Genomic DNA, 15,658 nt, shown 5'->3' with positions numbered 1-15,658 from the left:
ATAGAAACAGTTTGTTATAACTTTATGCCAGTGTTTGACTGGACTCGTTCAGATCTAAACTATGAACTTGAAGATGGTTCAACTTGTCTAATATATGATGAAGAAACTGTTAAGAAAATGGATCCAGCACTAGGTGAATTAGAACTTCCAGGATGGGATACTTCTTATGGAGAAGGTGGACTAGGAGCATTATTAGATCAATATAAAGATATAGATGAAGAAAAGTTATGGGAAAATCTTGAATACTTTATAAAAGAAATAATACCAGTAGCTGAAGAAAGCAACGTAAAAATGGCTATACATCCAGATGATCCACCATGGGGAATATTTGGACTTCCAAGAATAATAACAAATTTTGAAAATCTAGAAAGATTTGTAAATCTTTATGATAGTGAATACAATGGTATAACTTTATGTACAGGATCATTAGGATGCACAAGTACTAATGATGTAGTAAAAATGGTTGAATACTTTGGAAAAGAAAAAAATAGAATAAACTTTGCACACTTAAGAAATGTTTTAATAACAGGAGAAAGTAGCTTTAATGAAGTAGCTCACTTATCTGAGTGTGGATCACTTGATTTTTATGAAATAGTAAAAGCATATTGTGATTATGACTTTAAAGGACCATATAGACCAGACCATGGAAGAATGATATGGGGAGAAACAGGAAGACCAGGATATGGACTATATGATAGAGCTTTAGGAGCAGTTTATATAAATGGATTAATAGAGGCTATAAATAAAAATAAATAATTTGAATAAATTAGTCTAAAAAAAGAAAATTAATTCAAATATTGTTAAAAAAATTTTATGATAAAATATTTAGTATAAGTTAAATAAAGTCAAAATTTTAATTAAGTGAAATATATGGGGGTAAATATGAAAACGTTTATGGATAAAGACTTCCTATTAAATAGCGACACGGCAAAAACATTATATCATAACCACGCAGCAAAAATGCCTATATTTGACTATCACTGCCATTTACCAGCAGTAGAAATAGCAGAAGATAAAACATATGAAAATATAACTCAAATGTGGTTATACCATGACCACTACAAGTGGAGAGCTATGAGAAGCTTTGGTATAGATGAAAAGTACATCACAGGAGATGCTAGTGATTTTGAAAAGTTTAATGAATTTGCTAAGATGATGCCTTATTTAATAGGAAACCCTATATATCATTGGTCTCATTTAGAGCTTAGAAGATACTTTAACATAGAAGAAACTCTAAGTGAAAAAACTGCCGAGATTATATGGGAAAAAGCAAATCTTAGTATCAAAGAAAACAATTTAAGTGCAAGAAAGCTAATAGAAATGTCAAATGTAGTATACATAGGAACTACAGATGATCCAGCTGATGATTTAATATATCATAAAAAAATAAGAGAAGATGAAAGTTTTGAGTGTAAAGTAAGACCTACATTTAGACCAGATAAAGCACTTAAGATAAAAAATGAAGGTTTTATAGATTATATAAAAGCTTTAGGAAAATTAGAAAATATAGAAATAAAAACATACAGTGAACTTTTAAAAGTACTTAAAAATAGATTAGACTTCTTTGTAGAAAATGGATGTAATATAACAGATCATAGTTTAGAAAGAGTTTATTTTGAAAATTCAACAATAGAGGAAGTTGAAGAAATATTTGTTAAAGTTTTATCTGGTGAAACTATAAGTGATAAAGAAGCTTACAAGTACATAACTTTCACATTAATAAGCTTAGGAAAGATGTATAGCGAGAAAAATCTAGTTATGCAACTTCATATAGGTGCTCTTAGAAATAATAATACAAGAATGTTTAACAAAGTAGGGGTAGATGCAGGATTTGATAGTATTGATGATGGGGAAATCGCTTATTCATTATCAAGAATATTAGATAGTCTAGATGTAGAAGATAAACTACCTAAAACTATACTATACTGTTTAAATCCAAAGGATAACGAAGTACTAGGTACTATGATAGGTAACTTCCAAGGTGGAGGCATAGCTGGGAAAATACAATTTGGTTCTGGATGGTGGTTTAATGACCAAAAAGATGGAATGGAAAGACAATTAATGGCACTTTCACAACTTGGATTAGTTAGTAAATTTGTAGGAATGCTTACAGACTCTAGAAGTTTCTTATCTTTTACAAGACATGAATATTTTAGAAGAATACTTTGCAACTACATAGGTAACTTAGTTGAAAATGGAGAATATCCAAACGACTTAGACATACTAGGTCAAATAATTGAAGATATATGTTTTAACAACTCAAACAAATACTTCTTAGGATAAAACATTTTATAGGGGGAGCGTATGTTAGAAAATATAAAGATATCGGGATTTTCAGATGAAATAAGCAGTGATTTTGATACACAACTTCAAACAGTAACAGAACTTGGTATGGAGTATATATCAATAAGAGGGGTAAATGAAAAAAACTTTAGTGAATATAGTATAGATGAACTAAAAACTTATATAAAGCCAAAATTAGAAGAATATAAAGTAAAAGTATCTTCTATAGGATCACCTATAGGTAAAGTATTTATAGATGATGAAGAAGGTTTTAATAAGCAAGTAGATTTGTTAGAAAAATTATGTGAAATGGCAAGTATACTAGAGTGTAAGTATATAAGAATGTTTAGTTTCTATATGCCAAAAGGTAAAAATCCTGATGACTATAGAGATGAAGTTATAAAAAAATTAAGTATATTTACAGAAATAGCTAAAAAGCACAACATAATACTACTTCATGAAAATGAAAAAGACATATACGGAGATATATCTTCTAGATGTTTAGAGATATTAAAAAGTGTAAATTCAGATAACTTTAAAGCTATATTTGACTTTGCAAACTTTGTTCAGTGTATGGAAAACACTAAAGAATGCTATGAATTATTAAAAGACTATATAGTATATTACCACATAAAAGATGCAAATAAACGTGATAATCAAAATGTAGTATGCGGAACTGGTGAAGGTAAGATAGAAGAAATACTAACAGATGCTATAAAAAATGGATATAAAGGCTTTGTAACTATGGAGCCACACTTAGTTATATTTGATTCATTAAAAGATTTAGAATTAGAAGATGTTAATGAAATAATAAAAGAAGACAAAGGTCTAGACGGAAAGAGTGCTTATGCACTTCAATATAAATCTTTAGTAAACATATTAGGAAAAATTGAGTTTAGATTAAACAAATTTGGAGGGGACGATATGAAACAAGTAAGATTTGGGATAGTTGGAATAGGTCAAATGGGTGGATCTCATGCTAGTTGGTTAGCAGAAGGAAAAGTAGCAGGAGCTAAGTTAACAGCAGTTTGTGATATAAACCCAGCTAAAAAGGAATGGGCTAATGAAAAGTTACCTAAAGATGTAAAATTCTTTGATAACTACATAGACATGTTAGATAGTAAAGAAATAGATGCTGTATTAATAGCTACACCACACTACGATCATCCAGTAATAGCTATAGAAGCATTAAACAGAGATTTACATACATTAGTTGAAAAGCCAGCAGGAGTTTTCACTAAGAAAATAAGAGAAATGAATGAATTAGCAGAGTCTAAGCCACACTTAGTATTTGGTATGATGTTTAATCAAAGAACAAACCCATTATATCAAAGAATAAAAGAAATAGTAGATAACGGTGAAATAGGGGAAATAAGAAGAACTAACTGGATAATAACTACTTGGTGGAGACCACAAGCATACTATGATATGAGTGACTGGAGAGCAACTTGGTCAGGAGAAGGCGGAGGAGTATTAGCTAACCAAGCACCTCACCAATTAGACTTATGGCAATGGATATGTGGAATGCCAACTAAAGTAAGAGCTAACTTACAATTTGGTTCTCACAGAAATATAGCTGTTGAAGATGATGTAACTGCTTTTGTTGAATACGAAAACGGAGCTACTGGAACATTTATAACTTGTACACATGACATATTAGGAACTGATAGATTTGAAATACACGGGGATAAAGGTAAGATAGTAGTTGAAGGAAGTAAGAAAGTAACAGTTAAGAGAATGAAAGAAAGCGAAAATGAATTAAACAAGAGATTAACTTTTGCTGATGTTGCAAATCTTTTCAGAGGAGAAGGTATGGGAGATTTATTCGAAGTTGAAGAATTTGAAATACCAGATCAATGGGGAGTTCAACATATAAATGTTATGATAAACTTCACTGAAGCTATATTAGAAGGTAAAAAATTATTAGCACCAGGAACAGATGGTATAAATGGAGTTATATTATCAAATGCAATGCACTTATCAAGCTGGACAGGAAAAGATATAGAATTACCATTTGATGAAGATTTATACCTAGAAGAATTAAACAAGAGAAGAGAAGCTGAAAAAGCTAACGCATAAATAAAAATAGGAGAAAGAAGGGAAAATATATGGCACTAAGAATAGGGATTATAGGTCTAGGAGATGTTTCTATGGTTCATCTTCATGCAATTAAATCAAATAAAAATGCAAAGCTAGTTGCAGTATGTGATATAGATGAAAATAAAAAAGATTTAGTAAAAGATGCTAAATTTTATACAGACTATAATGAGATGATTAAAAATGAAAACTTAGATTGTGTTCATATATGTTTACCACACTACCTTCACTATCCTGTAACTAAAGAAGTGGCTAATCTAGGAGTTAATATACTCCTAGAAAAACCACTTTGTTTAAACGCGAAAGAAGCTAATAAATTTAAAAAATTACATGACAATACAGATTCTAATATTTGTATATGTCTACAAAATAGATACAACAAAACAACAAAGCACTTATTAAATATAGTAAATTCTAAAGAATATGGAAAAGTAATTGGTATAAAGGGGATAGTTACTTGGAGTAGACCAAAAGAGTATTATGACATAAAGCCATGGAGAGGTAGTATGAAGTTAGCTGGTGGTGGAGTTATGATAAATCAGTCTATACATACATTAGATTTAATGCAATTATTAGGTGGAAAAATAGATTCTATAAAAGGTCAGGTTAGTAACTTATTAGATTATAATATAGAAGTTGAAGATACAGCTAGTGCTAGTATAAATTTCTCAAATGGGGCTAAAGGGTTATTCTTTTCAACAATAGCATATTGTGACAGCTCTAGTGTTGAGATACAGGTAATACTTGAAAAGGGTAAATTTACTATAAAAGATAGTAAATTATATAAATCAGTAGGTGGAGAAAAAGTTTTAATAGTAGAAGATGATAAACTTAGTGGAAGTAAGCATTATTATGGAGCTAGCCATAAAGAAATTATAAATGATTATTATAATTGCTTAATAAATAACACTAAAGATTATATAACTATAAATGACGCCATACCTTCTATAAAAATTATAGATAGTATAAGAACTTCATCTAAGGATAATAAACAAATATTATGGGGGTAAATAATATGACAAAACCAACAATAGGCGTTCAAATGATGATGCTTAGAGAAAAAGTACAAGAAATGGGTATAACTGAAACTTTCAAAAGAGTTAAAGAAATAGGATTTTCAACAGTAGAATTATCTCAAATACCTATGACTGAAGAAAATGTATCTGAAATAAAAAAATGTTTAGATGAGCTAGATATGAAAGTATGCGCAACTAGTGCAGCTATAAAGTCTTTAATGCCTTCTATTAAAATGGAAAACTTAAGAGATGACTTTGACAAAATAGTATCAGATACTAAAGCGTTAAATTGTAAATATATAAGAGTAGGAATGATATCATTTGATTGTTTAGGATCAAAAGAAAAGATAATTGAGTATACTAAAGAATTAAATGAATTTGGTAAAAGATTAAAAGAAGAAGGTCTAGAACTTTATTATCATAATCACCATGTTGAATTTGCTAAATATGATGGTGAGTATATAATGGATATAATGGCTAAAGAAAGTGACCCAGAGTATTTAGGATTTGAGCTTGATGTTCATTGGTTACAAAGGGGAGGAGTAAATCCATTAGAGTGGATAAAGAAACTAGAAGGAAGAATAAAGATAATACATATAAAAGATTATAGAATAGCTCAAACTATAGACTTATCAGGTGGAATGGAACAAATAATGACAAATATGGCATTAATGGTTCAATTTGCTGAAATAGGAGAAGGAAACTTAGACATAAAAGCTATAATAGATTTAGCTGGAGAAACAGGGGTTGAACATATATTTATAGAGCAAGATGATACATATGGAAAAGATCCATTTGAAAGCTTAGAAATAAGTGCAAGAAATTTAAAAGCATTAGGATACGAAGATAGATTTTAATTAGTAATTTTTTTTAAAGACTGGGAAAACAATTTCAAAGATTTAATAATCGAAAGGGGAATAAAAAGTGTCTAACGTATCAAAACAACAATATAATAGTGCTAAATTATGGCAAATAGGACTTTTCGCTTTAAATAATACTGCCACAAATGTAATAATGTCTATAATGACTTACTTGGCAATATTTAGTCAAAATATACTAGGTATAGCTGCGGTAACTATAGGGGTAGTTATAACATCTATGAGAATATTTGACGGTATAACAGATCCAATAATAGGATATATGATAGACAAGACTGAAACTAAGTTTGGTAAATATAGACCATTTATGCTAGTTGGAAATATTATATTATTAATAACTGTGTATTTAATATTCGGAGTAGTACCAAACCTTAGTAAATCAATGAGATTTCCGGTACTTTTAGGAATATATGTAATATACATAATAGGATACACATTCCAAACAGCTTGTACAAAAGCAGCACAAGCGTCATTAACTAATGACCCTAAGCAAAGACCATTATTTACAATATTTGATTCAATATATAATAGTATATTATTTTCAGTATCAGCATTAGTAATAACTTCTATATTACCTCCAATGTTTGCTGATGGATATGAAAATGGTTTATTAAATCCTGAAATGTGGAAGATGGCAGCAATAATATTTGGTGGAACTTCATTTGTAATGACAATACTTGCAATTATAGGTATATCAGGGAGAGATAAAAAAGAATTTTACGGTGTCGGAAGTGCAGCAAATCAAGTTAAGTTTAAAGATTACTGGCCAATAATAAAGTCAAATAGAGCTATACAAATGCTAGTTATAGCAGCTTCAACTGATAAGTTAGCAAGCACTCTTGCTAATGCAACTAAGATGTATTTATTTGGTAACGTATTGATGAATATTAGTTTACAAGGTGAGATGAGTGTTATAACAACTCCAGTAACAATAATTATAACAATAATTGGAGTTAGATATGCATCAAAACTTGGGCAAAAGAAAGCTTTTGTTGCAGGTACTTGGTTAAGTATGGCAATGTTATTTGCAATGATTATAATACAACCATTTGATAATGTATCTATGACTAATATAAATTTAAATACTATACTATTCTTATCTATAACAATACTTCAAGGTGCATTTGCAGGGATATCAGGAAATATAGTTATACCAATGATAGCAGACTGTGCAGACTATGAAACATATAGAACTGGAAAGTTTGTTCCAGGTATGATGGGGACATTATTCTCATTTATAGATAAGTTAATATCATCATTTAGTTCAACATTACTTGGAGTAGGGCTTGCTATAATAGGTATGGCAAATGCAGTAATAGTTCCAAATACTCCAGCAGATACTAAGTTTTTCTGGTTAATAATGACGTGTATGTACATAGTACCAATATTTGGACATATAGCATCTATAATAGCTATGAAATTCTATCCATTAGATGCAGCTAAAATGGCTGAAGTTCAAAGTGGATTAAACAGTATAAAAGAGAAACAAGGTGCTTAAGGTTAAATTTTATTTGAGTGTTTTGTAAACATATTAATTTAAGTTTAAAGTAACGTATTTTAATCATAAAGAATCTCATGTAGTGATATATGAGATTCTTTGTGATTTTATTTATAATAAAAAAGAAGGTTTAGTAATAGAATTTGAAAAGTCGTTAAGTTAACCTGTAAAATAAAATTAATACTAGTATACCAATAAACCAAAATATATGATATACTAGTATTAATCTTAGGAAAATGTTTTACAAAGGGGAGATATTATGAGAAATATTATTAACATCAATGACAATTGGAAATTTGTAAAAGAAGATATTAAAGAAGCTTATATAAAAGACATTAATTTAAGCACTTGGGAAAATATAAGCATCCCCCATACTTGGAATGCTATAGATGGAATAGATGGAGGCAATGATTTTTATAAGGGAGCTTGCTGGTATAGAAAAGAGATATTTATAAATAAAGAATATGAAAATAAGAAAATATATATAGAATTAAATGGATCAAACAGTATAACAAATGTATACTTAAATGAAAAACATTTAGGAGAGCATAAAGGAGGATATTCTACTTTTAGATTTGATATAAGTGATGTAGTAGAATATGGAAAAGTCAATACAATAGCAATTAAAGTAGATAACTCTATAGTTGATGATGTATATCCTATATGGGCAGATTTTACATTCTATGGTGGTATATACAGAGATGTTAATCTAGTTGTTACAGATAAAACTCATTTTGAATTAATGAATGAAGGTTCTTTAGGAGTATATGTGTCACAAGATAATATAACTAAAGAAAGTGCAAGCATAACTGTAAAATCAATAATAAAAAATGATTGTGAAAAAGAAGAAGCTATAAAATTATGGATAGATGTATTAGATAAAGAAGGAAATATTGTAAAATACAATGCAAAAGATATATTATTAAACCCAAATGAATCTAGGGAAATATCACTACCAATAAATATAGAAAAACCTATACTATGGCATGGGGTAAAAAATCCATATTTATATAATGTAAAAGCATACATAATGAAAGATAATGATGTATTAGATGAATTAATAATACCAACAGGGTTTAGATACTATAGATTTGATGCTAAAGAAGGATTCTTCTTAAATGGAGAACATATGAAGTTAAATGGTGTTTCTAGACATCAAGATAGAAAAGATAAAGGTTGGGCACTAAGCAAAAAGGATCATGAAGAAGACATGAAACTTATAAAAGAAGTAGGTGCTAACTCAATACGTTTGGCTCATTATCAACACGATCAATACTTCTATGATTTATGTGATAGAGAAGGTATGATAATATGGGCGGAAATACCATTTATATCAGTTATGTCAAAGACTGATTTAAAAGGTGAAAATGCTAAGAGCCAATTAGTTGAATTAATACGTCAAAACTATAACCATTCAAGTATAGTTATGTGGGGAGTACAAAATGAAATACAAATAGGTGGTATAACTGACGAGCTTAGAACTCTAGTTAAAGAACTTCACCAACTAGCTAAAAAAGAAGATAGTACTCGTTTAACTACTCAAGCACAAGTTATGATGGTTGAAAATGAAGATGAGTTTCATAATTATACAGACATAATGGCTTATAACAAATATTATGGATGGTATCAAGGTGAAGTTGAAGAATTTGCTCAATGGTTAGATGATTTTAATAAGGTAAATCCAGATACTTGTATAGGTATATCAGAATATGGTGCAGAAGGAATAATTAAGTATCATACAGATAATCCACAAGTAAAGGATTATACAGAAGAGTACCATGCACTATATCATGAAAAAGTAATGAAGATATTTAATGAAAGAAAATTTGTATGGGGTACATACGTATGGAATTTCTTTGACTTTGGTTCTGATTTTAGAGATGAAGGTGGAGTTAAAGGAAGAAATAATAAAGGTTTAATAACATTTGATAGAAAAGTTAAAAAAGACGCATTTTATATGTACAAATCACTTTGGTCAGATGAAAAATTTATTCATATAAATAGTAAAAGATATATTGATAGAGAAAATAAATTTATAAATGTCAAAGTATACTCTAACTTAAATGAATTAACTTTATTTGTAAATAACGAAGAAGTAGCTACATTAAATTCAAATCATATATTTAACTTTGAAAATATAGAGTTAGTAGATGGACAAAATGAAGTAAAAGTAGTGGCAAAGAGTGAAGGCAAAGTTTACACGGATTTTGCTATATTTAATAAAGTAGATGAAAGAAATTCTATTTATGACTGTCCAGAAGATAAAGGTGGAGTAGTTACAAATTGGTTTAATGATGATAAAAACAAGTTTGATGATGTTGAAATTAAAGAACTTAATATTACAGATGATGTATATTCAACAAAATGTAAATTTAAAGAATTAATGGCCAATGAAGAAACTAAATCTATAATTGAAAAATATTTTGGACAAATTCTAGAGGGCCCAACTGCAGGTATGTTAGAAGGTATGACAATTGATCAATTAGCAGAATTAGCAGGTGGTCAGATAAGTGATAAATTTATATACGTATTAAATTCAGAATTAGTTAATATTAAAAAATAGTAATCAAATAAGGTATATAAATTTTATATACCTTATGATTATAAATCTAAAAAGACATTTATCAAAAGGGGGATTAAAATGAAAATAGATTTAAAAGCAAAACCATTTTACTTAGAAGATGAGGATATCAAGTGGGTAGAAGATACATTAGCGGGATTATCTTTAGATGAAAAGATAGGACAAGTATTTGTAGATATGCTTTGGAATAACAATGAAGAAGAGATAAAAGAGCGTATTAATAAATATGGCATGGGAGGATTTAGATATTCTAATATGTCAGCTGATAAGTTATATGAACAAAATATGACTATACAAAATACTAGTAAAATACCAGCACTAATAGCAGCTAATATAGAAGCTGGAGGAGATGGTGGTATTGGTGGTGGAACACATATAGGATACCATGTAACAATAGGGGCTACACAAGATAAAGAAAATGCATACAAATTAGGATATTATGGATGTAAGGAAGCAGCTGCTATAGGATGCAACTGGACTTATGCACCTATAGTTGATATAAATAAAAACTGGAGAAACTGTGTTGTATCTAGCCGTTGTTTCTCAAGTGATGCAGATGTTGTACTTGAAATGTCAAAAGAATATTTAAGAGGTGCAAATGATGCAGGTCTTGCTTGTTGTATGAAACATTTCCCAGGAGATGGATTAGATGAGCGTGATCAACACATAGTTACAACTAATAATATGATGAGTTGTGAAGAGTGGGATAATGAATTTGGTAAAGTATATAAGGGAATGATAGATGCAGGTGTTGAATCTGTAATGATAGGACATATAAGACTTCCAGAATACTCAAGAAAGTTAAAGCCAGGCATAAAAGATAATGAGATAATGCCAGCTACTATAGCACCTGAATTATTACAAGGATTACTTCGTGAACAATTAGGATTTAACGGATTAATACTTACTGATGCAACTCATATGGTAGGACTTACTTCTATGATAAGAAGAGAAGATATGATACCTACAACAATAGCATCAGGATGCGATATGATACTTTATTATAGAGATAAAGATGAAGATGTTGAAGCTATGAAAAAAGGACTTGAAAATGGAATATTAACTCATGAGCGTTTAGATGAAGCTGTTACTCGTGTACTTGCATTTAAAGCTATGTTAAAATTACATAAGAAAAAAGAATCAAATACATTAATGCCACCAAAAGAAAATTTATCTGTTATAGGATGTGAAAAACACTTAGAAGTAGCAAAAGATGTAGCAGATAAAGCTATAACTTTAGTTAAAAACACTAAAAATCAACTACCAATAACGCCAGAAACTCACAAAAGAATAATGCTATATACTGTAGACTCAACAGGGTTTGCATCTAAAGTATCAATGGCAGGAACAGGTAGCTTACAAGATAAAGTGAAAAATGAGTTAGAAGCACAAGGATTTGAGGTAGAAGTATTCGATCCAAATACATCTTTAAATGGAAAGCAATTATTAGCTATGACTCCAATAAAAGATTTTGTTGATAAGTTTGATGCAGTAATGCTGTTTGTAAATGTACAAGGATTCTCTCAAAGTAATGTACGTCGTATAACATGGGCTATGCCAATGGGTCCAGATATTCCTTGGTATGTTACAGAACTACCTACAGTATGTGTATCTGTAAATAATCCATTCCACTTAATAGATGTACCAATGGTACCAACATATATAAATGCATATACAGATAATGAAAATACTATACATCAAGTAATACAAAAGATAATGGGAAAATCTGAATTTAAAGGCGTAAGCTCAGTTGATGCATTCTGTGATTCTTGGGATACTCGTTTATAATTTTAATATAAATACTAAAATAAGAAATAAGCTATTTAATTAGCATAAAATATAAAAAAGCTATAAACTATAGGAATTAAAAACCAGAGTTTATAGCTTTTTTATGTATGTATTTCTTATATATAAATTAAATTAATATAAATTATAATAGATTATAAAATACATGAATAAAGTATATATAGGAAGATTTTAAAATTTTAAATATATATATAAAATCAGTTGATATAAACATCTATTATTGTTATTATAAATAACATAAAATGTAATATATTGACTAAATGAGTAAAAAGTTATAAAATATTCGATAATGATATTTATTATCAATTAAAAATGGTATAGATTAAATAAATAATATTTTGGATATAATTATAAAGATTTACATATGGAAGGAGAAATATATGAAAAAAATATTACTAGCATTATTATCAGTAATAACAATGATAAGTGCTGTAGCTTGTTCTAGTGGTAATAATACAGCTAAAGACAATGGGAAAATAAATGTTTACACAACAGTATTTCCTATATACGATTTTACAAGAAATATAGGAAAAGATAAGATAAATATAAATTATGTAGTTCCACCAGGAGTAGAACCTCATGACTATGAAATAACGCCAAAGCTTATGAAAGATATTCAAAATGCTGATTTACTTATAAAAAATGGATTAGGATTAGATAGCTTTGCAGATAAAATAAAAAGTGAAAATAAACTACAGATAGTAGATGCAAGTGAAGGTATAAAACCACTTACTTATGATGAAGAACAAAATCACGAAAAAGAGAATCATGAATCTCATAATCACGGGCAGTATGATCCTCATGTATGGTTAAATGTAGATTTAGCTATGAAAGAATGTGAAAACATAAAAAATGCTTTAATCAAAGCAGACGAAAAAAACAAAGACTATTATGAAAAAAATTATAATGAATATATAGAAAAGTTAAAAAAACTAAAAAGCGACTATGATGAAAATTTAAAAGACAAAAAAAATAAGAGTATAATAGTATCTCATGGCGCTTATGGATATTTATGTGATGAATATAAAATAAATCAAATATCTATAACAGGAATTAGTCCAAATCAAGAACCATCTCTTAGCAAAATAAGTGAAATAGCTAACTATGCAAAAAAGAATAATATAAAATACATACTATTTGATGGTCTTGTAAATCCAAATGTAGCAAAAACTATAGCAGATGAGGCTAATATAAAAACAACAGTGCTATATTCAATAGACAATATAAGTAAAAAGGATTTTGACAATAATAAAGATTACATATCTTTAATGAATAAAAACTTAGAAACACTAAATTTAGTTTTAAAGTAGGGATAAATATGGATAAAGTAATTAAATTTAACGATGTAAGCTTTGGATATGAAGATAAAGTTATATTAGATAATATAAACTTAAATATAAATAAAGGTGATTACATAGGTATTATAGGGCAAAATGGTGTTGGTAAAAGTACTTTGCTTAAGCTTATGATAAATAAATTAAAACCAGTTAAAGGAAGTATTGACTTACTTAATAAAAATATAAATAACTTTGATGAATGGAATAAAATCGGTTATGTAGACCAAAAATCAAATTCATTTTCTAGTTCATTTCCTATAACAGTAGAAGAAGTAGTATCATTAAGTGTAGTATCTAAGGTAGGTTTGTTTAAAAGAGTAAGTAAAAAATACAAAAAAGAAGTTGATGAAGTTTTAAAATTAGTAGGAATGTATGAGTATAAAGATAGACTAATAGGAAGTTTATCCGGAGGTCAACAACAAAAAGTATTTATAGCTAGAGAACTTGTAAAATCACCTGAAATACTATTTTTAGATGAACCAACAGTTGGAATAGATGTAAACGGACAAAAAGAATTTTATAAAATACTAAAAGAGTTAAATAAAAAATTAAATTTAACTATAATAATAGTATCTCATGATTTATTTATAGTTAAAGAAGAAGTTAAAAAATTAGCATTAATAAAAAATAAAAAAATAGAATTAATAGAAAATAGCAAAAAAGATATAGATGAATCTATAATGCTTAATTTATTTAGTAGTTAAAGTGGGGAGGCAATATTTTGGAAATTTTTCAATATGATTTTATGGTAAGGGCACTTACAGCTTCCTTAATAGTTGGGCTTATATGTCCATTAATGGGAATGTTTATAGTATTTAAAAAATTATCGTTAATAGGAGATAGTCTGTCACATATAGCACTATCAGGTATAGCATCAGCTACTATAGTAGGTGTAAATCCTTTAATAGGATCTTTAGTAGCATCAAGTATAGCAGCTATAATAATAGATAGATTAAGAACTTACTTAAAGGAATATGCTGATTTGTCAATAGCTATAATAATGGCTTTAGGAGTTGGAATATCAGGTATACTTATAAGTATATCAAATACAAACTTTGATTTATTCTCATTTATGTATGGAAGTATAGCTACAGTAAGTAGTGAAGATATAAAAATAATCATTATGGTAGCAATTATAATTATTTTATTTGTAAGTTTATTATTTAAAGAATTATTATATATAACATTTGATGAGGAAAATGCAAAATTTTCTAAAATACCTGTAAAACTTATTAACACAATATTTATGATATTAGTTGCAGCAAGCATAACAATAACACTTAGAATAGTTGGGGTATTATTAGTATCATCCCTTATTTCAATACCAGTAGCTACAAGCTTAAAAGTAGCAAAAAGTTTTAAACAATCAATATTTTATTCAGTATTATTTGGTGAGATAGCTATAATAAGTGGGGTATTAATATCTTTTTATTTAGACATAGCACCAGGAGGAACTATTGTTATAATAAGTGTATTAGAGCTTTTAGGAGTAACTGTATTTTCAAAGTTAATAAATTCTAAACATAAAAAAATAGTATTAAACAAATAATAAAAGAGTAGGTTACTACTCTTTTTAATTTTTAAATTTAAAATGATTCTAAAAAAGTAGAAAAATCAACAGATATAGAGAAAAATAAAATATAATTTGAAAAAATATACAAAAAGTGTTGACGAAACAAAAAAAAACGAATATAATAATATTTGTGGTTGAGAGAAGTAAACAAAACAAATGACCCATTAGCTCAGTCGGTAGAGCACCTGACTTTTAATCAGGGTGTCCCGCGTTCGAGTCGCGGATGGGTCACCACTTTGGGATTATAGCTCAGCTGGGAGAGCACCTGCCTTACAAGCAGGGGGTCACAGGTTCGAGCCCTGTTAATCCCACCAAAACTTATAGTTATTTAGATAGTAGAGCAGATAACTTGCAATGAGTAAGTTGCTGTAAGCTTATGTTATTAAATTATATAAGACCCATTAGCTCAGTCGGTAGAGCACCTGACTTTTAATCAGGGTGTCCCGCGTTCGAGTCGCGGATGGGTCACCAGTTTTGAAACCTCATAGATATCTATGAGGTTTTTTTGTAAAAAAATTATATTATATATATAAAATATAATTTTTGGGGTAAGAATATCTTAAGGCTATAAAAAATAATAAAACATTGA

11 protein-coding genes and 3 tRNA genes are annotated in these 15,658 nt (G+C 28.6%); all 14 read left to right on the top strand.

The features are described from left to right. Positions 1–756 (top strand): mannonate dehydratase (uxuA, locus tag I2H23_RS10375; protein WP_195581609.1); only part of this gene is annotated, 756 nt, incomplete at its 5' end. 126 nt (positions 757–882) lie between these two features. Continuing rightward, on the top strand, positions 883–2,283 hold the full coding sequence (uxaC, locus tag I2H23_RS10370) for a glucuronate isomerase (RefSeq protein WP_195581608.1): 1,401 nt from the start codon (positions 883–885) through the stop codon (positions 2,281–2,283). 21 nt (positions 2,284–2,304) lie between these two features. Further along, positions 2,305–4,362, top strand: coding sequence for a Gfo/Idh/MocA family protein (locus I2H23_RS15620; protein ID WP_330615411.1), 2,058 nt, complete (start codon positions 2,305–2,307; stop codon positions 4,360–4,362). 29 nt (positions 4,363–4,391) lie between these two features. Beyond that, entirely contained in the window at positions 4,392–5,390 is a 999-nt protein-coding gene (locus tag I2H23_RS10355; protein WP_195581607.1) for a Gfo/Idh/MocA family protein, read from the top strand. A 5-nt stretch (positions 5,391–5,395) separates the two neighbouring features. Then, positions 5,396–6,253, top strand: coding sequence for a sugar phosphate isomerase/epimerase family protein (locus I2H23_RS10350; protein ID WP_092925140.1), 858 nt, complete (start codon positions 5,396–5,398; stop codon positions 6,251–6,253). 67 nt (positions 6,254–6,320) lie between these two features. Continuing rightward, entirely contained in the window at positions 6,321–7,772 is a 1,452-nt protein-coding gene (locus I2H23_RS10345; RefSeq protein WP_092925142.1) for an MFS transporter, read from the top strand. Between the two features lie 259 nt (positions 7,773–8,031). Next, complete coding sequence (locus I2H23_RS10340) at positions 8,032–10,335, top strand: glycoside hydrolase family 2 protein (protein WP_195581606.1); 2,304 nt, start codon at positions 8,032–8,034, stop codon at positions 10,333–10,335. Between the two features lie 78 nt (positions 10,336–10,413). Beyond that, a complete protein-coding gene (locus I2H23_RS10335; protein ID WP_092925146.1) occupies positions 10,414–12,141 on the top strand; it encodes a glycoside hydrolase family 3 protein in 1,728 nt (575 codons plus the stop codon). A 398-nt stretch (positions 12,142–12,539) separates the two neighbouring features. Next, positions 12,540–13,469: a metal ABC transporter solute-binding protein, Zn/Mn family gene (locus I2H23_RS10330; RefSeq protein ID WP_092925149.1), complete on the top strand. Its 930-nt coding sequence runs from the start codon at positions 12,540–12,542 to the stop codon at positions 13,467–13,469. An 8-nt stretch (positions 13,470–13,477) separates the two neighbouring features. Continuing rightward, positions 13,478–14,200 (top strand): metal ABC transporter ATP-binding protein, encoded by a 723-nt coding sequence (locus I2H23_RS10325; protein ID WP_195581605.1) that lies wholly within the window; start codon positions 13,478–13,480, stop codon positions 14,198–14,200. Between the two features lie 17 nt (positions 14,201–14,217). Continuing rightward, positions 14,218–15,045, top strand: coding sequence for a metal ABC transporter permease (locus I2H23_RS10320; RefSeq protein ID WP_092925153.1), 828 nt, complete (start codon positions 14,218–14,220; stop codon positions 15,043–15,045). A gap of 182 nt (positions 15,046–15,227) precedes the next feature. Beyond that, positions 15,228–15,303: transfer RNA gene (locus tag I2H23_RS10315), tRNA-Lys, on the top strand. A 4-nt stretch (positions 15,304–15,307) separates the two neighbouring features. Further along, positions 15,308–15,383 (top strand) — tRNA-Val (locus I2H23_RS10310). A gap of 81 nt (positions 15,384–15,464) precedes the next feature. Continuing rightward, a tRNA-Lys gene (locus I2H23_RS10305) sits at positions 15,465–15,540 on the top strand. Positions 15,541–15,658 lie beyond the last annotated feature (118 nt).

This window comes from Romboutsia sp. BSD2780061687b_171204_C1, from assembly GCF_015560225.1.
GTDB classification, from domain to species: domain Bacteria; phylum Bacillota; class Clostridia; order Peptostreptococcales; family Peptostreptococcaceae; genus Romboutsia_C; species Romboutsia_C hominis.
Note: the sequence above shows the minus strand (reverse complement) of the source record. Positions and strands in the feature narration are given on the sequence as shown.